This is a genomic window from Streptomyces sp. NPDC096048, assembly GCF_044763415.1.
Classification (GTDB): Bacteria; Actinomycetota; Actinomycetes; order Streptomycetales; family Streptomycetaceae; genus Streptomyces.
This window is the reverse complement of the sequence record NZ_JBIWGG010000005.1, coordinates 349318-375744: the sequence shown is the minus strand read 5'-3', so window position 1 is coordinate 375744 and position 26427 is coordinate 349318. Positions and strand designations below refer to the sequence as shown.

Sequence of the window (26427 nt, the reverse complement as noted above, 5' to 3'; positions counted from 1 at the left end):
GGCGCCGCTGGGCAGCGGCACAGTACGTGCCCCGGCCACACGGTGCACAACCGCAGGTGACACGGCCGAAGCCCCGGCGGGCCGCGGCGGACCGATGGCTTCCGCGTCAGGTTACGCGCGCGTAACCTCCCGGGAATGACCGGAGAGACGACCGTACCCGCGGCCGTGCGGATCCACGGCCGGAGCGCACAACGGCAGGAGGTGCGCGCCCTCTTGGAGGGCCTGCGCACCCACAGCGGCCAACTCGTCGTGACCGGCGAACCGGGACTCGGCCGGACCACCCTCCTCCACTGGGCCGCCCGCTCCTTCCGGTCCGGCCCCGTACTCCACCTCGGGCCCGACCGGGCCGGAACCGCACGCGTCACCGCCGGGGAACTGCTCGGCACCCTGCGGGCGGCGGCCGGCGAGGCACCTCTGCTCGTGTGCGTCGATGACGCGCATCTGTGGGACGCCCCGGCCCGGACCGCTCTGGGCCGCGCGGCCGAACACCTGGGTCCCACGGGCCGCGTCGGTGTGCTCCTCTCCGTCGCCGGACACCGCGCCGTCGACCCGGAGTACGCCCACCTGCCCGTCGTACGCCTGGACCCGCTCACGCCGCCGCAGGCCGACGCCCTGCTCGACGACGTGACCGACGGCGCCGCCGACCCGGCCGTCCGCGAGCAGCTGCTCGCCGAGGCGGAGGGGAACCCGGCGCTGCTCCTCGCCCTCGTCCGCCGGCTCTCACCGGCCGAACTGCGCGGTCACCGGCCCCCGCCCAGGCCCCTGGCCGACGCCGCGACCCTGGCGGAGGTGGCGGGGGAGGCCCTGACCGGGCTGTCCCCGGACGCACACGACCTGCTGCTGACGGTGGCGGCGGCCGTACGCGCCTCGGACGGACCGGACGTCGATGCGGGCCTGGTCGCCGACGCCGTACGGCACCTGCGGCAGGCCTCCGCGCCGCTCCCGGACGCCGTACGGCACCCGCGGCAGGCCTCCGCGCCGCTCCCGGACGCCGTACGGCACCCGCGGCAGGCCTCCGCGCCGCTCCCGGACGCCGTACGGCGCCCGCGGCAGGCCTCCGCGCCGCCCACCGCCCCTTTCCCGGGACCGCTTCCCGCGCTTCTCGCCCTGGCCGACGACCGGCTCCGCTTCCACGGCCCCCTGGTCCGCCGAACGGTCCACGCCACCGCCGCGCCGGACCGGCGCCGCGCCGCGCACCGCGCGCTGGCCGACGTGCTGGAGGCAGGCGGCCGGCGGCTCCCGGCGCTGCTGCACCGCTCCTGGTCCCTGACCGGCTCGTCACCCGCGCCACCGCTCGCGGACCGGCTCGCGGCGGTCGCGGCCGACGGCACCGTGCCGGTCTCGTCCCGGCTGCGCGCCACGGTGTACGCCCGTGCCGCCGAGCTGACGGCCGACGGCCCCGCCCGCGCGGAGCGGTACACGGCCGCGGCCGAGCAGGCCCTGCTCGCCGGCCGCCCCGACCGGGCACGCCCGCTGCTCGCCGCGGCCCGCGGCTGCGCCGCCCCCGCCGGCGTACGGGGACGGGCCGAACTGGTACGCGGCCTGACGGAACTCCGGGACGGCCCCGTGGGCGACGCCCACCAGTCGCTGCTGCTGGCCGCGTCCCTGCTCGCCGAGGATGCCCCCGGCGACGCCGCGACCGCCGCCCTGGCCGCCGCCGACGCGGCCTGGGCGGCGGGAGACCTGCCGGCGTGCCTGGCCACCCTCGCGCCCGGACCCCAGGCGAAGACCACGGCTGCCCGGGGCGCCGACGCCCGGTGCCCCACGGAGCACGTGGCCGGCGCCGTGCGCGACCACCGGGTCGGCATGCGGGCGCTGCTCGAAGGGCGACTGGACCGGGCCGTCGTACCGCTCGGGCAGGTGGTGGAGCGGGCCAGGACCGAGGAGCGGCCTCAGGGACTGCTGCGGTCGGCGTCGGCCGCGCTGCTGCTCGGTGACGTGGACGCCGCGCGCCGGGCCGGGGCACGGGCCCTGGCCGCAGCCCGGCAGCTGGGGGCGGACGCGCTGGTGCCGCAGGCCCTGGAGTACCTGGCCTACGCCGAACTGCGCGCCGGACGGCACCCGCAGGCCCGCACCCACGCGGAGGAGGGACTGCGCACCGCGCTGCGGGCCGGCCAGCGCAACACGGCGGCCCACCACCGGGCGGTGCTGGCCCTCGCGGCGTCGATCGAGGAGGAACCGGACGTCGTCGCCCGGCATGTGACGGCCGCGCTGACCACCGCCCGGCGCCACGGACTCGCACAGGCGGCCACCCTCGCGGAGTGGGCGGCGGCCCGGGCCGACCTCGGCCGGGGACGCCCCTTCGACGCCGCCGACCGGCTCGGGCTCCTGGTCCTGCCCGGACCCGGGCGCGGACACTTCGCGGTGTGGCGGCTCGCCGTGCCGTGCTTCGTCGAGGCCGCTGTCCTCGCCGGACGTCATGAGGAGACCCGTGCGGTCCTCAAGGACTTCGCCGGCTGGGCGGCGTTCGGCGCCGATCCGCAGGCCGCCGCGCAGCTGGCCCGCTGCCACGCCCTCCTCGCCCCGCCGGACCGCACCGACGACCTCTACCGGCGCGCGCTCGCCCGGCACGACGAGGCGGGCGGCGACTTCGAACGGGCCCGTACCGCGCTCCTGTACGGCAAGTGGCTGCGCCGGCGGCGCAGGCCCCGCGAGGCCCGCGGCCGCCTGGGCACCGCGCTGGCCGGCTTCGACCGCTGCGGGGCCGGCGTCTGGGCGGCCCAGGCGCGCGGCGAGCTGCGGGCGCTCGGAGCGGCCCCGCACGACGGAGGCGCCGGAGCGCTGTCGCGCCTGACGCCGCAGCAGTTGCGCATCGCCCGGCAGGTCGCCGAGGGTGCCACCAACCGCGAGGTCGCGCTGACCCTCGCGGTGAGCACCCGCACCGTCGACTACCACCTCCGCAAGGTCTTCGCGGCGCTCGGTGTACGGTCCCGCCTGGAGCTGGCCCGCGTGGTCGAGCACGCCGGACGGGCCGGACGGGGCGAAAAGACCGGTGCACAACCCTAGGGACCGACCGGACGGTATGCCATCCTTCGGGGCAGGACGAGTCAGGGGGCAGGCCCGGCGCGGGCGGACAGCCCGCCGCGGGGCGCCTCCGCAAGCCCTGGCCTGGGGAGGACCGCGATGCAGCACGCCGTACGGTCACGAGCAGCGATCCGCACCGGACTGACGCCCGTACCACGCCCGCGGACACCGAGCGTCGCGTCGTTGATGGACGCCGACGCCCTGCGTGTCCTGCACCGGGCCGCCCACGCCCTGCTCGACGACCTGCCCGACCTGGCCGACCGGCTGGTGGCCCTGCTGCAGGAGCAGGAGCCGGCGTACCGCGCGGTCATCACGAGGGATCCGACCGCCACCTGGCAGGAGGCCCACCGCTCGCTGCGGCACAGCGTGGCCTCGCTGCTCGACCCGCGCGGCGCGCGGGACGCGGCCCGCCGCTGCTCCTGGCGGATCGGCGTCACCCGTGCCGAGCAGGGGCTTCCGCTGGACGCGCTGCTGCACGCCTTCCGTCTCGGCGGCTCACTGGTGTGGCAGCGGTTGATCGAGGAGACCTCCCGGACCGCACCGGAGGACGTGCGTCTCCTCGTGCACGTGGCCGCCGACGTGTGGAACTTCGTCGACGAGCACTGCACCCTCGTCGCGGACGCCTACCGGCAGACCGAGTGGCAGCTCGCCCGGCGCCGCGAGAACCGGGCCCGGCTGCTGGCGGCCGGTCTGCTCGACGGCACCACCCGCATCGCCGACCTGCCCGAGGCCGCGCAGGTGCTGGGGCTGCCGGAGCAGGGCTGCTACGTCGTCGTCGCCGTCAACGGCCGGCACCCCGCGCGATCCGACGCCGCCCGCGCCGCCGCCGTGGCGCCGGGTGTACGCGTTCACTGGCACGCCGGGGACGAGGTCGACTACGGCATCGTCCTGGTCGGCACCGGCGACGACGGACTCCCGGGGCCGGAGGACGCCGAGTCCGGGCCGCGTGCCGTGCTTCCCGGCATCCGGATCGGCGTCGGCACCCCGGTCGACGGACTCGCCTCCGTCGGCGACGCCCGCCGGCACGCCGACACGGCCCTGGACATCTGCCCCGAGACCGGCGGCACGGTCCGGCTCGCCGACCACCTTCCCGCCGCCCTCGTCGTCGCCAGCCCCGAGCTGGGCCGGGCCCTCGCCGACAAGGTGCTCGGCTCCCTGCTGCGGCTGGAGCCGGCCGACCGTGAGGTGCTGCTGGACACCCTCACCACCTGGCTCGACTGCGACGGCTCGGCGCAGCGGGCCGGCGAACGCCTCTACTGCCACCGCAACACGGTCCTCAACCGCCTCCGCCGGTGCGAGCAGCTGACCGGCCGGTCACTGGCCCGCCCGGCCGACGTGGTCGAAATGAGCCTGGCCCTCACCGCCCGGCGCGTCCTGCGCGACTGACGGACACACGGCGCCCCTGGTGCCCGGCCTCGGTTCGGGTCGGGTGCCGGGTGGCGGCCTCGCGCTGCCCGGCGCGCGTTCTGTGCGGTTGTCGGTCGCGCGATGTCCTGGGTGTCCGGCCTCGGGTCGGATCGGATACCGGGTGGCGGACCCGCGCTGCTCCTCGCGCGTTCTGTGCGCTGACGGTCGCGCGACGCCCCTGGTGCCCGGCCGCGGCGTGATCCGCCCTTGGGCGGCGGCCTTGCGCTGCGCGGTTCGGTATCGATTCAAGGTCTCCGGGGGCTCCGGGTCTCCGACCCCTGGGGCCTCCGGAGCCTCCGGAGCCTCCGGAGCCTCCGGAGCCCCCGGAGCCCCCGGAGCCCCCGGGCCTCCGGGCCTCCGGGCTCCTGGCGGTACGTCGGGCGTCGTCCTGCCGGCCTGGCTCCGGGCACAGGCACAGGCGCGGGCGCGGGCACAGGCACAGGCGCGGGCGCAGGCACGGGCACGGGCACGGGCATGGGCACAAGCACGGCGACCCACCCCTACGAAGGCCGCGCCGTCTCCCCCGCCACGGTCTACCCCCCCGGCAGAATGGGCATCCGCATCCACGCCGCCGCCCCCTGCGCGCCCCCGCAGCCCGGGTCTGGGCATCCGCACAGACTCTCCGGCCCGGGACTGGGACGCCGCAGCGACCCAGGCCGCGGGCTCTGTACCGGCACCGGCATGCGTGCTGTCGTGAGCTCCCCCTTTCCCGTCACCGTGCCGGCCTCGGCACGGTCCCAAGGAGCCGCGATGCCCGCAGCACCACCGGACGGTGAGCCCGCCCTGCACGTCGAGAGCCTCGACGTGACGTACGGGCGCGCACTGTCCGCCCTCCGTTCCGTGTCCCTGACCGTCCCCCACGGCGGCGTGGTCGCGCTGCTCGGCGCCAACGGCGCCGGCAAGACGACGCTGCTGCGGGCCGTGTCGGGCACACTGCGCCTGCACCGCGGCGCGATCACGGCCGGCCGCGTCCGCTACGGCGACACGGCCCTGGACGGCCGGGACCCGGTCGCCGCCGTACGCGCCGGAGTCGTGCAGGTACCCGAGGGCAGGCGGGTGTTCGCCGGACTCAGCGTCGACGAGAACCTGCGGGCCGGCGGGCTCGGCCTGGGCCGACGCGCCCCGGCCCAGGTCCGCGAGGCCCGGGACCGGGTCTTCACCCTCTTCCCGCGGCTCGCCGAACGCACCCGCCAGGCCGCCGGCCTGCTGTCCGGCGGCGAGCAGCAGATGCTGGCCATCGGCCGCGCCCTGATGGCCGCACCCCGCCTGCTCCTCCTCGACGAACCCTCCCTCGGACTCGCCCCCCTGATGGTGGACCGCATCGCCGAGGTCGTCCGCGAGATCAACACCCAGGGCACCGCCGTGCTCCTCGTGGAACAGAACGCCGGCATGGCGCTGTCCCTCGCCGAACACGCCTACGTCCTGGAGGTCGGTGAGATCGGGCTGTCCGGTGCCGCCGACGAACTCGCGCGTACGGACGCCGTACGCCGCCTCTACCTGGGCGACACCACTGACGGTCAGGGGGCCGCGTGACCACCCGCACCTCCGCACCCCCCGCGCTCGAGGTCCGGAGCGTGACCGTGCGCTTCGCCGGCCTCGTCGCTCTCGACGACGTCTCCTTCACCGTCGCCCCGGGCACCGTGCACGCCGTCATCGGCCCCAACGGCGCGGGCAAGTCCACCTGCTTCAACGTCCTGTCGGGGCTGTACCGGCCCACCGCCGGCACGGTACGGCTCGGCGACGCCGAGCTGACCCGGCTCGCGCCGCACAAGATCGCCGCTCTCGGAGTGGCCCGCACCTTCCAGAACATCGTCACCACCCAGGGCACCGTCGCCGACAACCTGATGCTCGGCCGCCACGCCCTGTCCCACGCCGGTTTCGCCGCCAGCGCCCTGCGTCTGCCGCGCGCCGTGCGCGAACAGCGCGAACACCTCGCCAAGGCCCGTGAGATCGCCGAACTCACGGGCCTCGGCGCCCACTTCGACGCACCCGTCGCCCTGCTGTCCTACGGCGACCGCAAGCGGGTCGAACTCGCCCGCGCCCTCTGTCTGGAGCCCCGTGTACTGCTGCTCGACGAACCCGTGGCCGGCATGAACGCCGCCGAACGCACCCGCATGACCGAGGTCGTCCGGGAGATCCGCGCCGAACTCGGCCTGTCCGTCGTGCTGGTCGAGCACGACATGGGACTGGTCATGCGGCTCGCCGACGAGGTCACCGTCCTCGACTTCGGCAAGGCCATCGCCCACGGCACCCCGGCCGAGGTCCGACGCGACCCCGAGGTGCTGCGCGCCTACCTCGGTACCGGCACCAAGGGGGAGGACGCGGCATGACCGGCTTCCTCGACAACCTCCTCAACGGCCTCGCCCTGGGGTCCGTCTACGCCCTGATCGCCCTCGGCTTCGTCACCATCTTCAAGGCGTCGGGCGTGCTGAGCTTCACTCACGGCTCGCTCCTGCTGCTCGGCGGGTACCTCGTCGCCGTCCTCCACGACGACATCGGCTTCGCCGGGGCGCTGGCCGTCGCGGTCCTCGTGACGGCCGCCGTCGCGGGGGCGCTGGACCGATTGGTGCTCCAGCGGGTCGGGGGGACCGACCCGCACGCCGCTCACGTACAGACCATCGTCACCATCGGCATAGACATCGTCCTGGTCACCGACCTGGCCCGGCGCATCGGCGGAGACCTGCTGCCGCTCGGCGACCCCTGGGGCAACTCGGTGACCGACCTGGGCCCGGTGACCGTCGCCGACAGCCGCATCGCCGCGATCCTGGTGTCCGCCGTGGCCATCGGCGGCGCCTTCGCCCTCTTCCGGTTCACCCCGTGGGGCCTGTCGCTGCGCGCGGCGGCCGAGGACGGCGAGGCCGCCGCCCTCATGGGCGTACGGCTGACCCGGGTACGCACCGTCGCCTGGTGCCTGGCCGGCGGACTCGCCGCGCTCGCCGCGGTCTTCCTGGTCGCCTTCCCGGCACCGGGACTGGAGCGCACGACCGGGCAGATCGCCCTGAAGGCCTTCCCGGCCGCCATCCTCGGCGGCATGGCCTCCCCGGTCGGCGCCCTGGTCGGCAGCATGCTGATCGGCCTCACCGAGGCCTTCGTCGCGGGCTACCAGTCCGACCTGCACGTCCTCGGCGAGGGCTTCGGCGATGTGGCCCCGTACGCCGTGATGGTGCTGGTCCTCCTGATACGCCCCGCCGGGCTCTTCGCGGCGAAGGGAGCGGCACGTGTCTGACCTTCTCAAGGGCAGTGCCCTCCTCAAGCGTGGCGGACTCCTGCTGCCGGCACTCCTCCTGTGCGCCCTGCCCTTCTACCTGGACGCCTTCTGGCTGCGCATCGGCCTGTTCTCCATGGCCGCGGCCATCGGCGCCGTCGGACTCGGCCTGCTCAGCGGCACCGCGGGTCAGCTCTCCCTCGGGCACGCCTTCTTCCTCGCCGTAGGCGCCTACGGGTACGTATGGCTGGCGGGCGAGCCCGGACCGGGGCTGCCGCCGGCCGTCGCCGCCGTCCTCGCCGTGCTGCTCGCCGGAGCAGCGGGCGGCCTGTTCAGCCCCGTCGCGGGCCGGGTGAAGGGCATCTACCTCGGCGTGGCCACCCTCGCCCTGGTCTTCCTGGGCCACCACGTCCTGCTCACCGCCGACTCCGTCACCGGCGGCTTCAACGGACGCTCGGTGCCGCCCCTGGAGATCGGCGGGTTCACCTTCGCCGAGACCGACCCGGAACTGACGGTCATGGGCGTGCCGTTCGGTGCCGAGGAACGGCTCTGGTACCTGGGGCTCGTCCTGTTCGCGCTGACCTGGTTCACCGCGCGGGGACTGCTGCGCGGGCGCCCCGGACGCGCCCTGGTGGCGCTGCGCGACAGCGAGACCGCGGCGTCCGTGATGGGCGTGCACGTGGCCCGGTACCGCTCGGCCGCGTTCGTCGTCTCCTCGATGTACGCGGGCCTCGCCGGAGTCCTCCTCGCGCTCTCCTTCCGCCGCGTCGTGCCCGACTACTTCTCCCTCCTCCTCTCCGTCGACTACCTCGCCATGATCGTCATCGGCGGCCTCGGCTCGGTGGCGGGCGCCACGGCCGGTGCCGTCTTCGTCACCGCCCTGCCCCTGCTGATGACCCGCTACGCCGACCAGCTGCCGCTGGTGGCGACCCCGGGCTCCGGCGACGGCTCCATCGGCCCGACCGAGGCGTCCCGCTACCTCTACGGCGCGGCGATCGTCGTGATCCTGCTCTACGCCCCGGACGGCCTGCACGGACTGGCCCGACGGACCCGCGCACGCCTGCGCCGCAAGCCACCCGTCACCGGCCCTCCCGACGCCGGGCCCACGCCCCGACCCTCCGCCACCACCGCCAACGCCGCACGAACCAAGGAGCACACCCCGTGAACGTCACGCACCCCAGGCCCCGCACCACCCGGACCGCCGCCCTGGCCGCGGCACTGGCCGCCGTGCTGCTCGCGGGCACCGCATGCAGCTCCAAGGCGGACGGCGGGAGCACCGACGACGCCGCCGACGGCGTCAAGACCGGCCCCGGAGTCAGCGACAAGGCCATCAAGCTGGGCGCGCTGACCGACCTCACCGGCCCCTACGCCACCCTCGGCAAGAGCATCGTGCAGGCCCAGCAGATGTGGGCCGACGAGACCAACGCCGCGGGCGGCATCTGCGGGCGCAAGGTCGAGATCGTCGTCAAGGACCACGGCTACGACGTGCAGAAGGCGGTCACCGCCTACGCCGACATCTCCCCGGACGTCGTCGCCCTGCCGCAGGTCATCGGCTCGCCGGTGGTCGCGGCGCTGCTCGACGACATCGAGCGGGACCACATGCTGACCTTCCCGCAGGCCTGGGCCGCCTCCCTGCTCGGCATGGACCCCGTCCAGGTCCTCGGCACCACCTACGACGTCGACATGATCGCCGCCGTCGACTTCCTCACCCGCACCAAGAAGATCGCCAAGGGCGACACGATCGGCCACGTGTACTTCGAGGGCGACTACGGCGCCAACGCGCTGGAGGGCTCCGAGTGGGCCGCGGAGCAGGCGGGGATGAAGGTGGTGGGTCAGAAGATCAAGGCCACGGACACCGATCTGACCGCGCAGGTGTCGGCGCTGAGCAAGGCCGGGGTGAAGGCGATCCTGATCAGCGCGGGCCCCGCCCAGACCGCCTCCCTCGCCGGCGTGGCCGCCGCCCGGGGCCTGAAGGTGCCGATCGTCAGCAGCGCTCCCGGGTACTCCCCGCAGCTGATGAAGACGCCCGCGGCGCCGGCGCTGGAGGCCATGGTCCACGTGGTCAGCGCCGCACCGGCGGTCAGCTCCGACCTGCCCGGCGTCAAGAAGATGGTCGCCTCCTACAACAAGAAGTACCCGGGCGAGCCGGTCGACTCCGGCGTGCTCTCGGGCTACAACGCCGCCCAGCTAATGGGCGCCGACCTGAAGAAGGCGTGCGAGGGCGGCAGCCTCACCCGGCAGGACGTGGTCAAGGCGCACCGCTCGCAGAAGAACGCCGACACCGGCCTCGGCACCCCGCAGAACTTCACCCTGGTGACCGAGCCGGCCAGCCGGTCCACCTACGTCCTGAAGCCCGACGCCGAGGCGGCCGGCGGCCTGGTCGGCGTGGAGGAGGCCCACAAGGCACCCGGCGTCGACGCGTACCTGGCCGGACGCGGCTGACCGATACGGGTGGCCGTCAACTCGACCGCACAGCAGTCGTCTTGACGGCCACCTGACCTGCGTACTGGTTTCCCTGACCACCAGGTCTCTAGGATGTACTCTCGGTCATGCCAGTGCAGTTGGCGCGGTACAGAGCTGGGGGAACGATGCAAGCCGACAAGCGGTTGTCCACGGAGATCGACGCCAACGTGCCAACGGCCGCACGTATGTACGACTACTACCTGGGCGGCAAGGACAACTACGCGGCCGACCGGGCGGCGGTCGGGGAGCTCGACAAGGTCGTCCCCAGCACCCGTCGGCTCGCGCTGAACAACCGGCGTTTCCTGCAGCGCGTCGTCAGGACCCTCGCGGAGGACTACGGCATCCGCCAGTTCCTGGACCACGGTTCCGGCTTGCCCACGCAGGACAACGTCCACCAGGTCGCTCAGCGTGTCGCCCCCGACTCCCGGGTCGTCTACGTGGACAACGACCCGATGGTGCTGGTCCACGGCCGCGCGCTGCTCGACCAGAACGACCGGACCGCCGTCATCCACGCCGACATGCGTGCGACGGAGGAGATCTTCTCCCACCCGGACACCCAGCGCCTGATCGACTTCTCGCAGCCGGTGGCCGTGCTGTTCAACTCGGTCTTCCACTGCATCCCGGACAGCGACACCGACGGTCCGATGGCCGTGATCCGCCGCGTCACCGAGCGGCTGGTGCCCGGGAGTTACGCCGTGATGTGCCAGTTGGTCAGTGAGGACGCCGAGGTGCGGGAATCCGTCACGGCCTTCATGGACCAGGCGACGCAGGGGAACTGGGGCCGGGTCCGCGAGCCCAAGGACGTCGAGGCCTACTTCGAGGGCATGGACATCCTGGAGCCGGGCCTGGTGGAGGTCTCGACCTGGCGTCCGGACAGTGAGGTGGCTCCGCGCCAGCTCACCGACGAGTGGATCGAGTTCGGCGGCCTGGGCCGCATCCGCTAGCGAGGAGAACGTCAGGGCCGCGCGCCACGCGTGCGGCCCTTCTCTGGCGCGTTCGCGTCGTGGCCTCGCTACTTCTCGGCGTAGCGCTGCGCCATCGTCTCGCGCAGCAGATCTCGGGACTCGCGCGGAGTGAGCGCCTCGTCGGCCAGGCGGTCCAGCGCGACCCGGTACTCCTCGGTCTCGTCGCGGTCCTCGAGGAAGTTGGCGCTCTTGATGTGCTCCAGGTAGACCACGTCGGGCAGGTCGATGCCGCCGAAACGCAGATAGGTCACCGGGATCGCGGGCGCCGACGCGTTCGTCACGTCCAGCGGCACGATCTGCAGCGTCACATGGGGCTTCCCGGCCATCTCGACGAGGTGGGCGAGCTGCGCGCGCATGACCTCGCGGCTGCCCAGTACCCGCAGCAGCACGGACTCGTCGATGATCGCCCACAACTGAGGTGCGTCACCGCGGCCCAGCAACTCGGCGCGCCGCATACGCAGTTCGACACGACGCTGGACCTCGCCGGCGGGAGCGTTCGGCAGGCCCCGCTCGACCACGGCCCGGGTGTAGTCCGCGGTCTGGAGCAGGCCGGGGACGTACTGGATCTCGAAGGTCCGGATGGTCGCCGCGGCCTCCTGGAGTCCGACCAGACGGTCGAACCACTCGGGCATGAGGCGCTTGTCGTACCGCTGCCACCAGCCCGGTTCGCCGGCCCGCTGCAACAGCTTGACCAGGACCGAGGCCTCGTAGGCGTCGGTGCCGTACCGCTCCAGGAGCGCGCGGACGTCCGTCTCCGACGGAGGTTTGCGGCCCTTGCCCGACTCGATGCGGGAGAGCTTCGCCGGGCTGAACCCGATGTCGCGCGCCGCCTGTTCCTGGGAGAGGCCGGCGTCCTCGCGGAAGCCCGCCAGCTGAACGCCGACGAGCATCTTCAGGAGAGTCGGAGCCGGCTCGGCCCGGTCCAGATAAGGTTCGAGACGGGAGATGCGATGCGATGCGGCGGACATCCTGACTCCCAGCAGACCGGCAGACTTGAGAAACCACACTATCTCATCCCGCATGTGCCCGCCGCATCGGCCCGTGGAAAACGGGTAGTTGGCCTCCGCTTCACGATGGCCGCCCGCGTCGCCGGCCGCTCCCGGCCCCGCTGCCCAGCAGCCCGCTTCACAGCAGATGGTCGAACTCGCCCTCCTTCGCCCCGGCCAGGAAGGCGGCCACCTCCGCGGAGGTGTAGACGAGCGCGGGACCGTCCGGATCGCGGGAGTTGCGCATCGCGATGCCTCCGTCCACGAGGGCGACCTCGACGCAGTTGCCCTCGGCGTTGCTGTGCCGACTCTTCTTCCAACAGGCGTCCAACAGGCTGGCCTGCACTCCGTTGCACACTGGTGGCACCGCGGTCTCCTTGCCGTTCGGGGGAGCGGACCGAGCCCTGTCGGTCCCCGTGCGCTCCCATCCGATTTTTTTCGCGCAATTTCTCGTGCAATTGCACACGAGCGCTGTCAGCGTGGATAATAGCCGTGGCGTCAACCCCTCGGTTAGCGCCCCGTTCTGACGTCGCATCAGGGAGATGCCGTGTCGTCACCTGCGCATCCAACGCTCCGGTCGCCCGGCGAGCCCGTATCGGAGGCAGGCCCGGCGAGCCGGTTCGGAGAGCTCCCGCGCACGGCGCGACCGGCCGCCCGCCGAGGCGAGTGGCCGTCCCTCGCTCACCACGCGAAGCACCAGGCCCCAGGCGGCCGACCCGCTTCCGCGGTGCTGCGCGTCGCGTGCAGCGGCGAGGGGTTCGCCCGGGCCCGGGGCTTCACGCGGGACACGCTGAGCGGCTGGTCCCTGGACCGGCACGCCGACGACGCGGTCCTCGTGATCACCGAACTCGTCTCCAACGCCGTGCGGCACGCGGTGCCGTCAGCGGCGGCCGGCGCACCCGAGGTCAGGCTGGGACTCGCCCTGGACTCCGACCACCTGACGCTGACCGTCTCCGATCCCGGGGACAACGCGCCCGTGTTCGCCCCGTCCGGAATCTCCGCTCTCCAGGAGCACGGACGCGGCCTGTGCATCGTCGACGCCCTCGCGGAGGAATGGGGCTGGACCCCGAGGCCTCCGGCGGGGAAGACCGTCTGGGTCAAGTTGTCGACCCGCCCCCTCACCTGATCCGACTGCCGCGGAAGGGCCCCACACCATGCGCAGCGCTCCGACACCCGAGCCGAGCACCCGGCGCACCGACCGTCAGACGCAGCCGCCCGGCTCGCCCCGGGCCGCCGGCCCCCTCGCGGGGCTGGACGGTGTGCCCTGGAGCGAGATCCAGGACTCCAGCGGCTCCGCCGCGGCCATTCCCCGGCTGCTGCGCAAGGTCGCCTGGGGTGACGCCGAGACCGCCCGTGCCGCCCTCGGCGATCTGCGGAAACGCATCTGCCAGTACGGCTTCGTCGTCGAACAGGCCACCGCCGCGACCGTCCCCTTCCTGTGGGAACTGGCGCAGCGGCCCCAGGTGAGCTGCCGGGCGCAGATCATCCAGCTGCTCAAGAACATCGCCGACGCCCGCCAGTGGGAGACCACCGCCACCGCCTACCCCAAGCTGCTCAACCACCGGGAGAACCCCGTGGCGTGGGAGCGCGCGGCGCGGCAGGCCGTCCGCGCCCGGCGGGACGGGCTGGAGCGGCTGCTGGCCGAGGGCGACAGCGAGATCGCGCGGGCCACCACCGAACTGGCCCGCACACTCGGAGACTGAGGCCCGCCCCTCCGCGGGGGAGAAGGCGCGGGTCTCCTTCCGACTCGCCGAGGTGCACGCGTACCGGCGTACCGGCCTTCGGAACGGTGTGGCGTACTCCTCGCCGAGGGGGTAGGAAAGCGCGGGAGAAAGCGCTTGCCCCACTCGGTCACCAGGAGGACCACGCCGATGGCGTCGCCGCCCGAAAAGCCACTCGATCACCGCTACCGGGGCGAACACCCGATACGCACGCTCGTCTACCTGTTCCGCGCCGACCGCCGCCGTCTGGCGGGAGCGGTCGCCGTCTTCACCGTCAAGCACAGCCCCGTCTGGCTGCTGCCCCTCATCACCGCGTCGATCATCGACACCGTCGTCCAGCACGGACCGATCGGCGACCTGTGGGCCGCCACCGGGATCATCATGTTCATCCTGGTGGTCAACTACCCACTGCACCTTCTGTACGTCCGTCTCCTGTACGGCAGCGTGCGCCGCATGGGCACCGCCCTGCGCTCCGCGCTGTGCACCCGCATGCAGCAGCTCTCCATCGGCTACCACTCGCGCGTCAGCGCCGGGGTCCTGCAGGCCAAGGTCGTCCGGGACGTGGAGACGGTGGAGCAGATGGTGCAACAGACCGCGGAGACGGGGCTGGGCGCGTTCACCGTCCTCACCGGCGGCCTGGTCATCATCGCCGTGCGCACACCCGAGTTCCTGCCGGTCTTCCTCGTCGTCGTGCCCGCCGCCTCCCTCCTCGTGGCCCGCCTCCGCGCCCGGCTGCGCAGCCACAACGAGCACTTCCGTCACGAGGTCGAGACCCTGTCCTCCAGGGTCACGGAGATGACCCGGCTCATCCCGGTCACCCGTGCGCACGGCCTGGAGGGCAAGGCGCTGCGCCGCATGGACGGCACCCTGGACCGCCTGCTGACCTCCGGCAACCGCCTGGACCTGGTCAACGGCCGCTTCGGCTCGCTGTCCTGGGTCGTGCTCAACGTGGTCGGCGTACTGGTCCTCGCGGGCGCCGCGCTGATCTCGTACCACGACGTCTGGGGCGTCACCGCCGGCGATGTCGTCATGCTCAGCGCCTTCCTGACCACCCTCACCAACTCCACGACAACGTTGGCAGGACTGGCTCCGGTGATCACCAAGGGCCTGGAGTCCGTCCGTTCGGTCGGCGAGGTCCTCCAGGCTCCCGAACTGGAGGACAACGAGGGCAAGGCGGAGCTGACCTCGCTGCGCGGGGCCGTCACCTTCGAGGGCGTCGGGCACGTCTACGAGAGTGACGGGCGGCCCGCGGTGAGCGACTTCACGCTCGCGGTCCGCCCCGGCGAGACCATCGCCCTGGTGGGCGCGTCCGGCGCCGGCAAGTCCACCGTCCTCAACCTGGTCATCGGCTTCCTGCGTCCGACCTCGGGCCGGCTGCTGCTCGACGGCACCGACATCAGCACCCTCGACCTGCGCACGTACCGGCGCTTCGTCTCGGTGGTGCCGCAGGAGTCCATCCTCTTCGACGGCACGATCCGGGAGAACGTCGCCTACGGCATGGACGACGCCGACGAGGAGACGGTGCGCGCCGCTCTGCGGGACGCCAACGCGCTGGAGTTCGTCGACCGGCTGCCGCGCGGCCTCGACGCCCTGGTCGGGGAGCACGGCGCACGGCTGTCCGGCGGCCAGCGGCAGCGCCTGGCCATCGCCCGCGCCCTGATCCGGGACCCCAGGGTGCTCATCCTGGACGAGGCCACCTCGGCGCTGGACACCCGATCGGAGGCGCTCGTCCAGCAGGCGCTGGCCAGGCTGCTGCGCGGGCGCACCACGTTCGTCGTCGCGCACCGGCTGTCCACCGTGCGGGGTGCGGACCGGATCGTGGTGATGGGCGACGGCCGGATCCAGGAGACCGGTACCCACGAGGAACTGCTGGGCAGGGGAGGGGCGTACGCGGCACTGCACAGCGGCCAGGTCGCCTGATACCGGGGCCCGGCGGGCCGCGCCCCGGGCGTCAGGCTCCGGTCGGGGGCATCAGGCCACCGTCGGGGTGTCGGGCGCGGACGGGGTGTCAGGACACTGGTGCCGCCGGAATTCGCCGCGATGCTGGCCGACATGGACCGCGCCATCGCCCGGGGGGCCGAGGACCGCACCACCGACACTGTGCAGCGCGTCACCGGCCGAGCGCCGCGCGGGTTTCGGGAGGTGCTGGGACGGGAGTTCGGTGCGCGGTGAGTGACATGTGAACGGGCAGGGCGCGCTCCCGTTCTGTCTCTTTTCAACCAAGTCGTCGCCCGCACGCGATGACGGTCGGACACGAAGCGATGGATTTTCGTCAATTGCGAGCAGGAGAACGCACGGTGTGATTGCTCCGGACGGGTTCGGGCATACGCAGCGAAACTCGAGAGAGGGGCGCTTCGTGCTCGAACCGGACCCGAAGGTCGTCAGGGAGTTGCTGACGCGGTACGCGTCGCTGCGGATCGCTCAGGCGGAGAGGGGGAGTCCGGCGACGGCTCGGGAGCTGGCGGACGTCAGCTACACGCTCTGCGTGATGACGGCGACGACCAGCATCCACGACGCGGTGGCCAAGGCGGACGCGCTGCTGCTCGCCAAGGGACGGACTCCGGACGCCGTCCGCGCGGCGGACCCGGACGGGGAGAGCGGCCTGTCGCTGGCCGTGTGACCCCGTCCGAGCCGGTGCCCGCGTCGGGCCGAAGGCGCCGGGACGATCCGCCAGGCGGGCCCTACGCGGGGCCCGCCGACGCGGCCCGCTTCCCGTGGAACGCGGCGCGATAGGCGTACGGAGTGGTGCCGACCACCCGGCGGAACCGCTCCCGGAAGGCGGTGGGTGAGCCGAATCCTGCCTGCCGCGCGATCCGTTCGATCGAGTGGTCGCCGTTCTCCAGCAGGTACTGGGCGCGCCGCACCCGTGCCCGCAGCAGCCACTGCAGCGGCGTGGTGCCCGTCTGTTCGCGGAACCGTCGGCTGAAGGTGCGCTCGCTCATGCCCGAGCGCGCCGCCATCGCCCCGAGGGTGACCTCCCCGGCCAGGTTGTCCTCGATCCACTCCAGCAGCGGCTCCAGATCCGAGCCCCGCGGCACGGGCGGGCGCTCGTGCACGATGAACTGGGCCTGGCCGCCCTCCCGTTCCAGCGGCACGACACACATCCGGGCGGCGTGCGCGGCGACGGCCGATCCCAGATCCCGGCGGATCATGTGCAGGCACATGTCCAGACCGGCGGCGGCGCCCGCGGACGTGAGGATCTGCCCGTTGTCGACGTAGAGCACGTCCGGCTGCACCTCCACGCGCGGGTAGCGGCGGGCCAGTTCCGCCGCGGCGACCCAGTGGGTGGTGGCCCGCAGCCCGTCCAGCAGCCCGGCTTCCGCGAGCACGAAGGCGCCCACGCACACCGAGGCGATCCGCGTACCGGCACCGGCCGCCCGCCGCAGCGCCGCGAGGACGCGCTCCGAGGGAGGGCCGTGCTCCTCGGAGCGGCCCGGCACGATGATCGTGTCGGCGGACTCCAGCGCCTCCAGGCCTCGGTCGATACGGAGGGCGAGCCCCTCCGTGCGCACCTCGGACGACTCCGCGCACAGCCGGACCCGGTACGGCCTGCGCCCGTCGGGCAGCCGCGTCCAGTCGAACGTCTGCATGGGCGCCGCCATGTCGAACGGCACCACGTCGTCGAGGACCAGGATCGCCACCGAGTGCATGGCCGCCACGATAGACGGATTCCCGCCGGGGGCAGAACCCCTGGCGCAGCCCTCACTTCCCCTACCTCTGCCGGATCTCCCCTGGTGAAGACGTTGGCGAGATTCCGTTGGAAGCTGTCGTTTCCGCCTCTGTGCGATCGCCCGCCGTCTTTCTAGCCTGGCTCCGACCGCATCGCCCGAACCGCCTCCCGGAGCCCCGACCGATGACCAAGATCCTGCTGTCCCTCCACGTCCTGGCCGCCATCATCGCCATCGGGCCCGTCACCGTCGCGGCCAGCATGTTCCCGCCTGCCGCCCGGCGGGTGACGGTGCCGGTGCCTGCGGGGGCGGGTGCGGGGGCGGGGGAGGGAACCGATGCCGAGGACGTGGGCACCGTCCGGCTGCTGCACCGCATCTGCCGGGTCTACGCCGGTCTCGGCATCGCGGTGCCGGTCCTCGGCTTCGCCACCGCCGCGGCGATGGGCGTCCTGGGAGACGCTTGGCTCATCACATCCATCGCGCTGACCGCGGCCGCCGCCGGCCTCCTGATCGCCTTCGTCCTGCCCCGTCAGGAGGAACTCCTGGAGCAGCTGACCGACCGGCAGCCCGTCGAGCCCGCCCGTACCGCCCGGCTCGCCATGTTCACCGGCCTGTTCAACCTGCTGTGGGCCACGGTCACGGTCCTCATGATCGTCCGGCCCGGCTCCACCACCGGCGCGTGAGCCGTCGTCACCTTGTGGGTGGAATGCGCACCACCGGGTGAACGGGCGCCTAGACTGCTCAGTCGCGCCTCCGTACGGGGGCGGACGACACGAAAGGCACGTTGACGGGTGTTCCAGGATTCCCCCATCTACGACCGACTCGTCGCCGAACGCGGTGACGTCCCCGAGCAGGTGCGGCGGGACGCCGAGCGCGTGAGCAGGGAGCTGGAGGTCGTCATGCGCCCGCTGCGCTCACCCGGCCACCTGCCCGGCGCCGAACGGCCGCCGTCCCCCGGCGCCGGCTGGCAACGTACCGCCCTGCTGCCCGGCCCGCGCCCGCACTGAGGGCCGGCGGCCAGGGCACACCGCACCTCAACCGGCGACCATCGTGCCGGGGCCTCCCGCGTCCACCGGATCCTCGGGGCCGGGCCGGGACAGCCACTCGGCGATGGTGCGGGCGATGGGCTGGCCCGTGTCCACCTCGACGAAGCCGAACTGCCCCGACTGATTGCACTCCAGGAACCACCAGGTTCCGTCGCCGTCCTCGGCGAAGTCGAGGGCGCCGTAGGCCAGTCCCGCCGCGCGGAGGTAGGCGCGTACGGCCTCGGCGACACGCGGCGGCACCTCGGCGGGCCGCCAGGGCTCGGCGGACGCCGTGAAGCGGACGTCCACCTCGTCGGGGTCCGAGCCCGCGAGGGTCGCCTTCCGCGCGGCCAGCAACTCGTCGCCGACGGCCGTGAGGCGGATGTCGGCACGCTTGGCGACCCGGCGTTGCAGCAGGGTCGGGCCGTGGGCGACGGCGGAGAAGTCGGCCTCGGGCGGAACCCTGCTGGTCGGCACCGCCAGGGGCGGGTCCTGCGGATGGGCGCCCGAGACGGGCTTGACCACCAGGTCCGGGTAGCGCTCGGCGAACTCGCGTGCCGCCCGTGGGAACGTCGTGATGAGCGTGGCCGGCACGGGCAGCCCGCACTGCTGGGCGAGACGCAGCTGCCAGGGCTTGTACCGGGCGCGGTGCGCCGCGTCGGGCTGGTTCATCCAGCGTGCCCCGCAGCCGCGGAGCATGCCGTAGAGCGCCTGTCCGGACTCCTCGGTCAGCCACGCGGAGGGCTCGGCGGCCCGCGCGGCCGCGCGGCCCGGCCTGCGTACCCAGACGGACCGCAGACCGCCGATGCTCACCAGGCGGCCCCCCGAGGACAGATGGCCCCGGAAGGAGCCGTGCGCGAACTCACCGGAGAGCGCGACGGAGTCGGTCAGGTCGGCGGGGTCCAGGCGGACCACCGGGACTCCCGACGCGTTCAGGTGTACGACCACCATGTCCGCGGTGACGTCCTCTTCACAGGTCAGGATCAGGACGGTCATTTTCGACGGCCCGTGTTCAGTCGTCGAAGTGAGTCTTCGACCCCGCGGTGGAGGTCGTGGTCCCCAGTTCTCTCAGCAGCGCGTGGTCACAGGCGGCCGCCCGCCCGTCCAGAAGCACGTTCAACTGCAGCCCGGAGTCGTAGACGTAGGGAGTCGTGGCTTCCAACTCCACCGCCGGACGTGCGTAGTCGAGGGCGAACGGTTTCATCGTCTCTCCCTGGTCGGTGCTGCGCCGAGCAGGCGATGGTTCCTTTGTGCCGTCGCCTGGTCCGCCGACTGCCTTCGGCTTCCAGAGACTTATACGAATCGAACGGGTGATTGGTTTCCTTACGCAGCGTAGTCATGGGGCGGACCGGTGCTTTCCCGCCGCTCCAGGGCGCTACGCCGCCCGCCGAGAGAGCCGCGCGCCGAACGCAGGGCGAGCAGCAGTACACCGATGTCGTCCAGGTAGACGGGATCGGGCACCAGGTCGGTCGGCAGTACCAAGTAGAGGACGGCGCCCCAGAAGACCCACCTCGGACCGGTGGGGAGACCGGCCCGCCTGAGATCCCGTCGGGTGCGGACCAGCCGCACCAGGACGCCGACCGCCGTCGCGAGGACGACCGCCGCGAGCAACACCGCCGCGACGATCACCACTGTGGTCGTATCCACCCGCCCCTCCTCATGGTGCGTGCTCGTGCTGCGCGGCACACGCCGTCTCTCCCCGGATGCCCGCTCGGGGCGGCGACAAGTCCGCACGCAAGGGTCTCTCATCCCTGTGGCCCACTCCAGTGGCACGGTGCGGTGGACGTGCTTAGTAATGGTCAGCACACAGCGCGAGTCGCATGTCGGGGACGCAGGGCGGCCGCACCCCCACCACACGGAGAGATCATGACTACCGGCTCTTCATCACCTCGTTCGCCCGAGTACGCCATATCCGCCGTGGACCTGCCCACGGGGGAGACGACCACGGCCACCGGCACGCACCCGGTGCGTCCGTCGGCCGCACAGGCCGACGCCGAGATGCCGACCGTCCACCCCTCGGCCGCCCGCTCGCCCGCCCCTCAGCCGCCCGACCCCCAACCGTCCGTCCTCCAGCAACCGGCACCCGTCCCTCACGAACCGGCACCCGTCCCGCAGGAGCCCTTCGTTCAGGAGACCTCCGTCCAGGAACCCGCCACCCACGACGGAGCGGTGCGTGAGTACGGCGATCCCGTCGGCGACCTGGTGCGTGCCGCCGTGGCCGACCGGCCGCTGGAGGAGGTCGTCGACCTGATCACGATGCTGGAGCAGTCCCCCCGGTACGCGCAGGCCACGATCGACGCCCTGCGCGCGGTCGGCGTGAACCGCTCCGTGGAGGACGTCACCCGGCTGGTCGGCCTGCTGACCCGGCCGCCGCGCCATTCGGACAGCGCGGACGAGGCGATCCGGGCCGCGGCGGAGTGCCGCTCGGTCGAGGACGTCACCCGGCTGATGGAAATGCTGCACCGCACACCCCTGGAACCGCACTGCGGACAGGAGGCCGTCCGGGCCGCCGCCACCGGCCGGCCCGTCGAGGAGCTGGTCGAGCTGATCGGTCGGCTGGCCGAGGACGGGCGGGTACGCCCGGACCGCCCCGACGCCCGGCACCTGCGGGCGGCACTGGACGGGGTCGGCGAGGACGACGGACCGGATTCCGCCGCCCGCCCGGCGGGACTGGCCGGCGCCTTCGGCGCGACGGACCGCGGTGGCCGCGAACGCCGCAGGACACCGCGCCTGCGCCGCCGGGGCCGTGACCGCGACCAGGAGCAGGCGTCGCGTGACCGCGACCAGGACCCCGCGTCGCGTCACCGGGATCAGAACCATGCCTCGCGTGACCGTGACCGGGACCCTGCCTCACGTGACCGCGACCGTACGGGGCGCCGGGCCGCCCGGGGTGCGGCCTGGCCGGCCTGGCTCACCGTCGCCCTCCTGGCCGGATGCGGGGTGGCCTACTTCCCGCTGCACCAGAACGACGCCTCCGCCCGCGCCTACGGGGTCGCCCTCGGCCTGTCGGCGTTCTGCCTGGTGCTGGCCCTGCTGCTCACCGTGCGGCCCGCCGTACCGCTGCTCGCGTTGGCGGTCGTGGCACCGGCGGTGCTGGCCGCGGCCAAGCTCTACGGCAGCGTGACCCCGTCGGCTCGGGTGTCCCCGGTTGTGGACCTGGCCCTGGCGCCCACCTGGATCGCCGTCGCGGTCGCCGTACTCGCGTCGCTGGTCGCGCTTCTGGCCCTGTGCGTACGGGTGGCCTCGCAGGCGCCCGTCAGGCGCTGGTCGGCCCGCCCGATGACCGGGGCGAGCCGCGCCGCGGACTGACCACTCCCGGACCGATCACCCGGTCCGCCCCGTGCGGCACGTGGTCCGCGCCGGACAGCCGGCGCGGGCCACGTGCGCGCTCAGGTCCCCAACATGCCCGCGGGATGCTCGTGTTCGAGCAGGCCGGTGAGCACCCGGTCCGGGGTGAGCGGGAGTTCCCGGAAGCGGATGCCCGTGGCGTGGTGGACCGCGTTCCCGACGGCCGCGGCCGAGCCGACGATGCCGATCTCGCCGATGCCCTTGCTGCCCATGGGGTTGAGGTGGGCGTCCTCCTCGTCGACCCAGTGCGCCTCCACCGTCGCGACGTCGGCGTGCGCGGGCACGTGGTACGAGGCCAGGTCGGACTCGGTGAAGTCACCGAACGCCGGGTCCACCGTGCTGTCCTCGGTCAGCGCCATGCCCAGGCCCATCGTCATGCCCCCGATGAACTGCGAGCGCGCCGTACGGGCGTTGAGGATGCGCCCCGCGGCGAAGACACCGAGCAGCCGCGTCACCCGGACCTCGCCGGTGACCGTGTCGACGGTGACCTCGGCGAAGTGCGCGCCGAACGCGTGGCGTGCGTAGGGGCTCTCGGCGTCTGCGGTGCCGGAGGTGTCCGCGCCGGCCGCGATCCCCTCGTCGGGCAGCGGCCCCGCATGCTCGGCCAGCCGGCCGGTCAGCCGCACACACGCCTCGTGCACGGCCCATCCCCAGGAGGCGGTACCCGAGGAGCCGCCGGCCATGGGCGCGAAACCGATGTCGCTGTCGGCGACTTCGATACGGACCCGGTCCAGCGGGACCCCGAGGGCGTCGGCCGCCACCTGGGCGCAGACCGTGCGGGCGCCCGTGCCGATGTCGGTGGCGTTGACTCGCACCAGGAAGCCGCCGTCCGGCAGGGCCCGCGCGGACGCCGCGCACGGCGACACCAGTACCGGATACGTGGCCGCGGCCACCCCGCTGCCGACCAGCAGGGGACCGGTGCCGCGGGGTCCCGGCCGCGGATCACGGCCCTCCCACCCGAAGCGGCGAGCCCCCTCGCGCAAACACTCCACCAGATGCCTGCTGCTGAACGGCTTGCCGCTGTCGGGCTCGGTCTCCGGCTCGTTGCGGATCCGCAGCTCCACCGGGTCCATACCCAGTTCGACGGCCAGTTCGTCCACCGCGGACTCCAGGGCGTACATGCCGGGGCACTCGCCGGGGGCGCGCATCCAGGACGGTGTGGGCACATCGAGCCGGGCCACGCGGTGGAGCGTGCGCAGGGCGGGGGTGGCGTACATGACGCGCGCGGGGACCGCCGCCTGTTCCACGAACTCCTTCACCCGGGAGGTGTGTGTCGTCACCTCGTGCACGAGGGACGTGAGCCGGCCGCCCGCGTCGGCGCCGAGGCGCAGCCGGTGCAGGGTCGGCGCGCGGTGGCCGACGACGGCGGGCAGGTAGCGGCGCGGCAGCGCGACGGTGACCGGCCTGCCGGTCTCGCGTGCCGCCATCGCGGCCAGCACCACGTCGGGGCGGGGCGTACCCTTCGACCCGAAGCCGCCGCCCACGTGCTCGGCGAGGACCGTGATGCGGTCCTCGGGCATCTCGAACATCCTGGCCAGCTCCGCACGCACGGCACTGGTGCCCTGGCTGGAGGAGTGCACGGTCAGCCGGTCGCCGTCCCACCGCGCCGTGCTGGTGTGCGGCTCCATCGGGTGGTTGTGCAGCGGAGGTACCCGGTACTCGACGTCGAGCCGCGTCGCCGACGAGGCGAAGGCACCGTCGGGGTCACCGTGTTCGGTGACGGCCGGAAACCCTCCGTTGGCGGACTCGGGGACGTACGCCTGCGGATGAGAGGCGGTGAGCGTCACGTCGTGGTCCTCCGCCTCGTACGTGACGCGGACGGCGGCGGCACCGGCCCGCGCCGCCTCCAGGGTCTCCGCCACCACCAGGCCCACGAACCAGCCCCGGTGCGGGACGTGCGGGCTCTGCAGCAGGGCGAGGGTGGGGTCGTCCGGGTCCCCGAGCCGGGGCGCGTTCTCGTGCGTGAGCACCGCGAGTACGCCGGGCAGGGCGAGCGCGGGGGCCGGGTCGACGCCGGTCACCCGGCCCCGCGCGACCGCCGCGGGCACGGGCCAGGCCTGGGCGCGGGGGGCGTCGTACTCGGCGGCGTACCGGGCGGTGCCGGTGACCTTCTCCCGCCCCTCCCGGCGCTCGACCGGAGCGCCCAGGACGGTTTCGGTGCCGGTCATGGGGGTCCTCCTCGTGGACGCCGATTTCAGGTGGTGGCGGGCGGCGCGAGGCGGCCCAGTACGTCCAGGGCCAGCCGGCGGGCCAGCGGCACCTTGTAGGCGTTGTCCCGCAGCGGCTCGGCGGCGGCCAGCTCCAGGTCGACGGCGTGCTCGAACGCCGCCGTGGTGGGCGCCGCGCCCACCAGCGCGTCCTCGGCCCGCCGCGCCCGCCAGGGCCGGTGCGCCAGCGCCCCGAAGGCGATGCCGGCGCGGTCCACCACCCCGTCCCGCAGGTGCAGGACGACGGCGACGGAGGCCAGGGCGAAGGCGTACGAGGCCCGGTCGCGGGCCTTGCGGTACGCCGACGGCAGCCCGGCCGTGGCGGACGGCAGCACCACCGCGGTGATCAGCTCGCCGGGGTGGATCTCCGTATCCCGCTCCGGGTGCTGCCCCGGCAGCCGGTGGAAGTCGGCGGCGGGTACGTTCCGCGTCCCCTCGGGGCCGTGCAGCTCGACGCGCGCGTCCAGGGCGGCGAGCGCCACCGCCATGTCCGAGGGGTGGGTGGCGATGCACTGCTCGGAGTGGCCGAGCACCGCGTGGTCGCGGTGCACGCCCTCCAGCGCGCCGCAGCCGGTGCCGGGCTCGCGCTTGTTGCAGGGCTTGGACAGGTCCTGGAAGTAGGGGCAGCGGGTGCGCTGGAGCAGGTTGCCGCCCGTGGTGGCGGCGTTGCGCAGCTGTCCCGAGGCGCCCGCCAGCAGGGCCTGGGACAGCGCGGGGTAGCGGTCGCGGACGGCGGGGTGCGCCGCGAGGTCGCTGTTGCGGACCATCGCGCCGACCCGCAGCGCGCCGTCGGGCAGTTCCTCCACCGTGTCCAGCGGGAGGCGGGTGACGTCGACGAGGGCGGCGGGCGTCTCCACGCCGAGCTTCATCAGGTCGACCAGGTTGGTGCCGCCGCCGAGGTAACGGGCGCCGGGATGGGCGGCGAACGCGTCGGTGGCCTCCTCGACGCTGCCGGCCCGTACGTAGGCGAAGGGCTTCACGGGATCACGTCCTCGACGGCGTCGGCGATGCGCGGATACGCACCGCACCGGCAGATGTTTCCGCTCAGCCGCTCGCGGATCTCCTCCCGGACCAGCGGAACGGGCTCACCGGAGGGGGTCGCCGGGTCGGTGACGTGGGACGGGTGTCCGGCCGCGGCCTCGGCGAGCACGCCGACCGCGGAGCAGATCTGGCCCGGGGTGCAGTACCCGCACTGGAAGGCGTCGCGCTCCAGGAAGGCCCGCTGCATCGGATGCAGTTCCTCCCCGTCGCCGGCGAGGCCCTCGACGGTGGTGATCTCGCAGCCGTCCAGGGCGACGGCGAACAGCAGGCAGCTGTTGACCCGCCGCCCGTCGACCAGGACCGTACAGGCGCCGCACTGCCCGTGGTCGCAGCCCTTCTTGGCGCCCGCGAGCCCGAGATCCTCCCTCAGGAGGTCCAGCAGGACCCGGCGGTGGTCGACGGTGAGGGTGTGCGGTTTGCCGTTGACGCGGAGCGTCGTCTCCGAACGGGACGTCTGGGACGTCTGGGGTGGGGGAGCGGGGGTGGTGCCCTCGTCGTACTGGCTGTCCATGGCGTCGATGACCTTCCGGGACGGGCCGTGCTGCCGTGCCGTCCGCGTATCCAGGTCGGGCCGGCTGACACGTGAGGGTGCCCTCAGTCGGCGGACCGTCGCCGGGCCCGCCCTAGGGTGGCGCCATGACCACGGGATCCGAGGAACGCACACACCCGGCTCACGTCGTGCGCGACGCCTACGAAGCCCTGGCGGCGGTGGTCCGTCCGCTGGGGGAGGACGATTCGTGGCTGCCGACCGACTGCACCGGATGGGCGGTGCGCGATCTGGTGTTCCACCTGCTCGCGGACGCCCAGCGGGCCCTGGTGGCCCTGCACACGCCCGCCGGCGACCTCCCTGATCGGGACGCCGTCACCTACTGGCGGGACTGGACGCCCGATACCGACGGCGCGGCCCAGGGACGGCGCTGGAACCGGGCCTGCGCCGCCATGTTCTCCGACTTCGGCCGGCTGAAAGACCTGTACCTGGAGACGGCGGCGGCCACGGTCGCGGCCGCGTCGACGGCCGAGCCCCGGAGCCGAGTGGGCACCCAGGGTCACGTCCTGACCGTCGCCGACCTGCTCACCACCCTCGGCGTCGAGGCGACCGTCCACCACCTCGATCTGACCGTGGCGCTGCCCACCGCACCGGGACCGTCACGCGCCGGGCTGACCGCGGTCCGCGCCACACTCGACGGACTCCTGGGGCGCCCGGTGCCGCTGGACTGGAGCGACGAGCACTACGCCCGCGCCGCCACCGGCCGCACACCGCTCACCGAGAGGGAACGGCACGTCCTGGGATCCGACGCGGACCGCCTCCCGCTCTTCGGCTGACCGAGCCGCCCGGCCGACGGTCCGGACGGCGCCGCTCGCCGGGC

General features: G+C 73.5%; 25 protein-coding genes and 1 pseudogene. 17 read left to right on the top strand and 9 right to left on the bottom strand.

The features are described from left to right. The first annotated feature begins 135 nt into the window (after positions 1 to 135). From ACIQ6R_RS15915 to ACIQ6R_RS15880, 8 genes are all read left to right on the top strand, one after another. Positions 136 to 3006, top strand: coding sequence for a LuxR C-terminal-related transcriptional regulator (locus ACIQ6R_RS15915; protein WP_404221767.1), 2871 nt, complete (start codon positions 136 to 138; stop codon positions 3004 to 3006). A gap of 117 nt (positions 3007 to 3123) precedes the next feature. Next, the gene (locus ACIQ6R_RS15910; RefSeq protein ID WP_404221765.1) at positions 3124 to 4410 is read left to right on the top strand and encodes a PucR family transcriptional regulator; all 1287 of its coding nucleotides are present in this window, start codon (positions 3124 to 3126) and stop codon (positions 4408 to 4410) included. A 771-nt stretch (positions 4411 to 5181) separates the two neighbouring features. After that, complete coding sequence (locus ACIQ6R_RS15905) at positions 5182 to 5964, top strand: ABC transporter ATP-binding protein (RefSeq protein ID WP_404178302.1); 783 nt, start codon at positions 5182 to 5184, stop codon at positions 5962 to 5964. After that, complete coding sequence (locus ACIQ6R_RS15900) at positions 5961 to 6761, top strand: ABC transporter ATP-binding protein (RefSeq protein ID WP_404221763.1); 801 nt, start codon at positions 5961 to 5963, stop codon at positions 6759 to 6761. Before ACIQ6R_RS15905 ends, ACIQ6R_RS15900 begins: the two co-directional genes overlap by 4 nt. After that, positions 6758 to 7657 carry a branched-chain amino acid ABC transporter permease gene (locus ACIQ6R_RS15895; RefSeq protein WP_404178307.1) on the top strand — a complete coding sequence of 300 codons (900 nt, stop codon included), beginning with the start codon at positions 6758 to 6760 and terminating at the stop codon, positions 7655 to 7657. The genes ACIQ6R_RS15900 and ACIQ6R_RS15895 overlap by 4 nt, the downstream gene beginning before the upstream one ends. Then, on the top strand, positions 7650 to 8801 hold the full coding sequence (locus ACIQ6R_RS15890) for a branched-chain amino acid ABC transporter permease (protein ID WP_404221761.1): 1152 nt from the start codon (positions 7650 to 7652) through the stop codon (positions 8799 to 8801). Before ACIQ6R_RS15895 ends, ACIQ6R_RS15890 begins: the two co-directional genes overlap by 8 nt. Beyond that, entirely contained in the window at positions 8798 to 10078 is a 1281-nt protein-coding gene (locus ACIQ6R_RS15885; protein WP_404221759.1) for an ABC transporter substrate-binding protein, read from the top strand. Before ACIQ6R_RS15890 ends, ACIQ6R_RS15885 begins: the two co-directional genes overlap by 4 nt. Before the next feature lie 146 nt (positions 10079 to 10224). Beyond that, positions 10225 to 11043, top strand: coding sequence for an SAM-dependent methyltransferase (locus tag ACIQ6R_RS15880; RefSeq protein ID WP_404221757.1), 819 nt, complete (start codon positions 10225 to 10227; stop codon positions 11041 to 11043). A 68-nt stretch (positions 11044 to 11111) separates the two neighbouring features. Here the strand turns inward: ACIQ6R_RS15880 and ACIQ6R_RS15875 are convergent, their stop codons facing one another. Together ACIQ6R_RS15875 and ACIQ6R_RS15870 are read right to left on the bottom strand one after the other, a co-directional pair. Further along, the gene (locus tag ACIQ6R_RS15875) at positions 11112 to 12032 is read right to left on the bottom strand and encodes a helix-turn-helix domain-containing protein (RefSeq protein WP_404221755.1); all 921 of its coding nucleotides are present in this window, start codon (positions 12030 to 12032) and stop codon (positions 11112 to 11114) included. 157 nt (positions 12033 to 12189) lie between these two features. After that, positions 12190 to 12417, bottom strand: coding sequence for a DUF397 domain-containing protein (locus tag ACIQ6R_RS15870; protein ID WP_404178322.1), 228 nt, complete (start codon positions 12415 to 12417; stop codon positions 12190 to 12192). Positions 12418 to 12597: 180 nt separating this feature from the next. Here ACIQ6R_RS15870 and ACIQ6R_RS15865 point away from each other — a divergent pair, with 180 nt between their 5' ends. The 5 genes and pseudogenes from ACIQ6R_RS15865 to ACIQ6R_RS15845 all read left to right on the top strand — a co-directional run bounded on the left by ACIQ6R_RS15865 (position 12598) and on the right by ACIQ6R_RS15845 (position 16391). Then, positions 12598 to 13176 carry an ATP-binding protein gene (locus tag ACIQ6R_RS15865; protein WP_404178325.1) on the top strand — a complete coding sequence of 193 codons (579 nt, stop codon included), beginning with the start codon at positions 12598 to 12600 and terminating at the stop codon, positions 13174 to 13176. Between the two features lie 28 nt (positions 13177 to 13204). After that, a complete protein-coding gene (locus ACIQ6R_RS15860; protein WP_404178328.1) occupies positions 13205 to 13753 on the top strand; it encodes a hypothetical protein in 549 nt (182 codons plus the stop codon). Positions 13754 to 13921: 168 nt separating this feature from the next. Next, positions 13922 to 15691 (top strand): ABC transporter ATP-binding protein, encoded by a 1770-nt coding sequence (locus ACIQ6R_RS15855; RefSeq protein ID WP_404221753.1) that lies wholly within the window; start codon positions 13922 to 13924, stop codon positions 15689 to 15691. A gap of 99 nt (positions 15692 to 15790) precedes the next feature. Beyond that, positions 15791 to 15943, top strand: a pseudogene (locus tag ACIQ6R_RS15850) (ergot alkaloid biosynthesis protein); the annotation flags it as partial. 184 nt (positions 15944 to 16127) lie between these two features. Then, positions 16128 to 16391 (top strand): DUF5133 domain-containing protein, encoded by a 264-nt coding sequence (locus ACIQ6R_RS15845; RefSeq protein WP_404178340.1) that lies wholly within the window; start codon positions 16128 to 16130, stop codon positions 16389 to 16391. Positions 16392 to 16452: 61 nt separating this feature from the next. Here ACIQ6R_RS15845 and ACIQ6R_RS15840 read toward each other — a convergent pair whose 3' ends face one another. Beyond that, the gene (locus ACIQ6R_RS15840; protein WP_404178343.1) at positions 16453 to 17421 is read right to left on the bottom strand and encodes a GlxA family transcriptional regulator; all 969 of its coding nucleotides are present in this window, start codon (positions 17419 to 17421) and stop codon (positions 16453 to 16455) included. Positions 17422 to 17624: 203 nt separating this feature from the next. Between ACIQ6R_RS15840 and ACIQ6R_RS15835 the strand changes: the two genes are divergently transcribed. Beyond that, positions 17625 to 18122 carry a hypothetical protein gene (locus ACIQ6R_RS15835; protein WP_404221750.1) on the top strand — a complete coding sequence of 166 codons (498 nt, stop codon included), beginning with the start codon at positions 17625 to 17627 and terminating at the stop codon, positions 18120 to 18122. 108 nt (positions 18123 to 18230) lie between these two features. Further along, complete coding sequence (locus ACIQ6R_RS15830) at positions 18231 to 18446, top strand: hypothetical protein (protein ID WP_404178348.1); 216 nt, start codon at positions 18231 to 18233, stop codon at positions 18444 to 18446. Positions 18447 to 18473: 27 nt separating this feature from the next. Here the strand turns inward: ACIQ6R_RS15830 and tgmB are convergent, their stop codons facing one another. From tgmB to ACIQ6R_RS15815, 3 genes are all read right to left on the bottom strand, one after another. Then, a complete protein-coding gene (gene tgmB / locus ACIQ6R_RS15825; RefSeq protein ID WP_404178350.1) occupies positions 18474 to 19460 on the bottom strand; it encodes an ATP-grasp ribosomal peptide maturase in 987 nt (328 codons plus the stop codon). A 16-nt stretch (positions 19461 to 19476) separates the two neighbouring features. Further along, on the bottom strand, positions 19477 to 19668 hold the full coding sequence (gene tgmA / locus ACIQ6R_RS15820) for a putative ATP-grasp-modified RiPP (protein ID WP_404178353.1): 192 nt from the start codon (positions 19666 to 19668) through the stop codon (positions 19477 to 19479). A gap of 119 nt (positions 19669 to 19787) precedes the next feature. Beyond that, a complete protein-coding gene (locus tag ACIQ6R_RS15815; protein ID WP_404221748.1) occupies positions 19788 to 20111 on the bottom strand; it encodes a YkvA family protein in 324 nt (107 codons plus the stop codon). A gap of 219 nt (positions 20112 to 20330) precedes the next feature. Between ACIQ6R_RS15815 and ACIQ6R_RS15810 the strand changes: the two genes are divergently transcribed. After that, positions 20331 to 21773, top strand: coding sequence for a hypothetical protein (locus ACIQ6R_RS15810; protein ID WP_404221746.1), 1443 nt, complete (start codon positions 20331 to 20333; stop codon positions 21771 to 21773). Positions 21774 to 21853: 80 nt separating this feature from the next. Here the strand turns inward: ACIQ6R_RS15810 and ACIQ6R_RS15805 are convergent, their stop codons facing one another. Genes ACIQ6R_RS15805 through ACIQ6R_RS15795 form a run of 3 tightly spaced genes read right to left on the bottom strand, consistent with a single transcriptional unit; the run spans position 21854 to position 25571 of the window. Further along, positions 21854 to 23980, bottom strand: coding sequence for a xanthine dehydrogenase family protein molybdopterin-binding subunit (locus tag ACIQ6R_RS15805; RefSeq protein ID WP_404221744.1), 2127 nt, complete (start codon positions 23978 to 23980; stop codon positions 21854 to 21856). A gap of 26 nt (positions 23981 to 24006) precedes the next feature. Then, positions 24007 to 24999 (bottom strand): FAD binding domain-containing protein, encoded by a 993-nt coding sequence (locus ACIQ6R_RS15800; RefSeq protein WP_404221742.1) that lies wholly within the window; start codon positions 24997 to 24999, stop codon positions 24007 to 24009. Continuing rightward, positions 24996 to 25571, bottom strand: a complete 576-nt coding sequence (locus ACIQ6R_RS15795; RefSeq protein ID WP_404221740.1) for a (2Fe-2S)-binding protein — start codon at positions 25569 to 25571, stop codon at positions 24996 to 24998. The genes ACIQ6R_RS15800 and ACIQ6R_RS15795 overlap by 4 nt, the downstream gene beginning before the upstream one ends. 125 nt (positions 25572 to 25696) lie before the next feature. Here ACIQ6R_RS15795 and ACIQ6R_RS15790 point away from each other — a divergent pair, with 125 nt between their 5' ends. Continuing rightward, positions 25697 to 26383 carry a maleylpyruvate isomerase family mycothiol-dependent enzyme gene (locus ACIQ6R_RS15790; protein ID WP_404221738.1) on the top strand — a complete coding sequence of 229 codons (687 nt, stop codon included), beginning with the start codon at positions 25697 to 25699 and terminating at the stop codon, positions 26381 to 26383. Positions 26384 to 26427: the final 44 nt, after the last annotated feature.

Coding starts and splice junctions, on each gene's coding strand:
- ACIQ6R_RS15915 (WP_404221767.1), top strand. CDS start 136: ATGACCGGAGAGACGACCGTACCCGCGGCCGTGCGGATCCACGGCCGG.
- ACIQ6R_RS15910 (WP_404221765.1), top strand. CDS start 3,124: ATGCAGCACGCCGTACGGTCACGAGCAGCGATCCGCACCGGACTGACG.
- ACIQ6R_RS15905 (WP_404178302.1), top strand. CDS start 5,182: ATGCCCGCAGCACCACCGGACGGTGAGCCCGCCCTGCACGTCGAGAGC.
- ACIQ6R_RS15895 (WP_404178307.1), top strand. CDS start 6,758: ATGACCGGCTTCCTCGACAACCTCCTCAACGGCCTCGCCCTGGGGTCC.
- ACIQ6R_RS15880 (WP_404221757.1), top strand. CDS start 10,225: ATGCAAGCCGACAAGCGGTTGTCCACGGAGATCGACGCCAACGTGCCA.
- ACIQ6R_RS15875 (WP_404221755.1), bottom strand. CDS start 12,032: ATGTCCGCCGCATCGCATCGCATCTCCCGTCTCGAACCTTATCTGGAC.
- ACIQ6R_RS15860 (WP_404178328.1), top strand. CDS start 13,205: ATGCGCAGCGCTCCGACACCCGAGCCGAGCACCCGGCGCACCGACCGT.
- ACIQ6R_RS15855 (WP_404221753.1), top strand. CDS start 13,922: ATGGCGTCGCCGCCCGAAAAGCCACTCGATCACCGCTACCGGGGCGAA.
- ACIQ6R_RS15840 (WP_404178343.1), bottom strand. CDS start 17,421: ATGCACTCGGTGGCGATCCTGGTCCTCGACGACGTGGTGCCGTTCGAC.
- ACIQ6R_RS15835 (WP_404221750.1), top strand. CDS start 17,625: ATGACCAAGATCCTGCTGTCCCTCCACGTCCTGGCCGCCATCATCGCC.
- tgmB (WP_404178350.1), bottom strand. CDS start 19,460: ATGACCGTCCTGATCCTGACCTGTGAAGAGGACGTCACCGCGGACATG.
- tgmA (WP_404178353.1), bottom strand. CDS start 19,668: ATGAAACCGTTCGCCCTCGACTACGCACGTCCGGCGGTGGAGTTGGAA.
- ACIQ6R_RS15810 (WP_404221746.1), top strand. CDS start 20,331: ATGACTACCGGCTCTTCATCACCTCGTTCGCCCGAGTACGCCATATCC.
- ACIQ6R_RS15805 (WP_404221744.1), bottom strand. CDS start 23,980: ATGACCGGCACCGAAACCGTCCTGGGCGCTCCGGTCGAGCGCCGGGAG.
- ACIQ6R_RS15795 (WP_404221740.1), bottom strand. CDS start 25,571: ATGGACAGCCAGTACGACGAGGGCACCACCCCCGCTCCCCCACCCCAG.
- ACIQ6R_RS15790 (WP_404221738.1), top strand. CDS start 25,697: ATGACCACGGGATCCGAGGAACGCACACACCCGGCTCACGTCGTGCGC.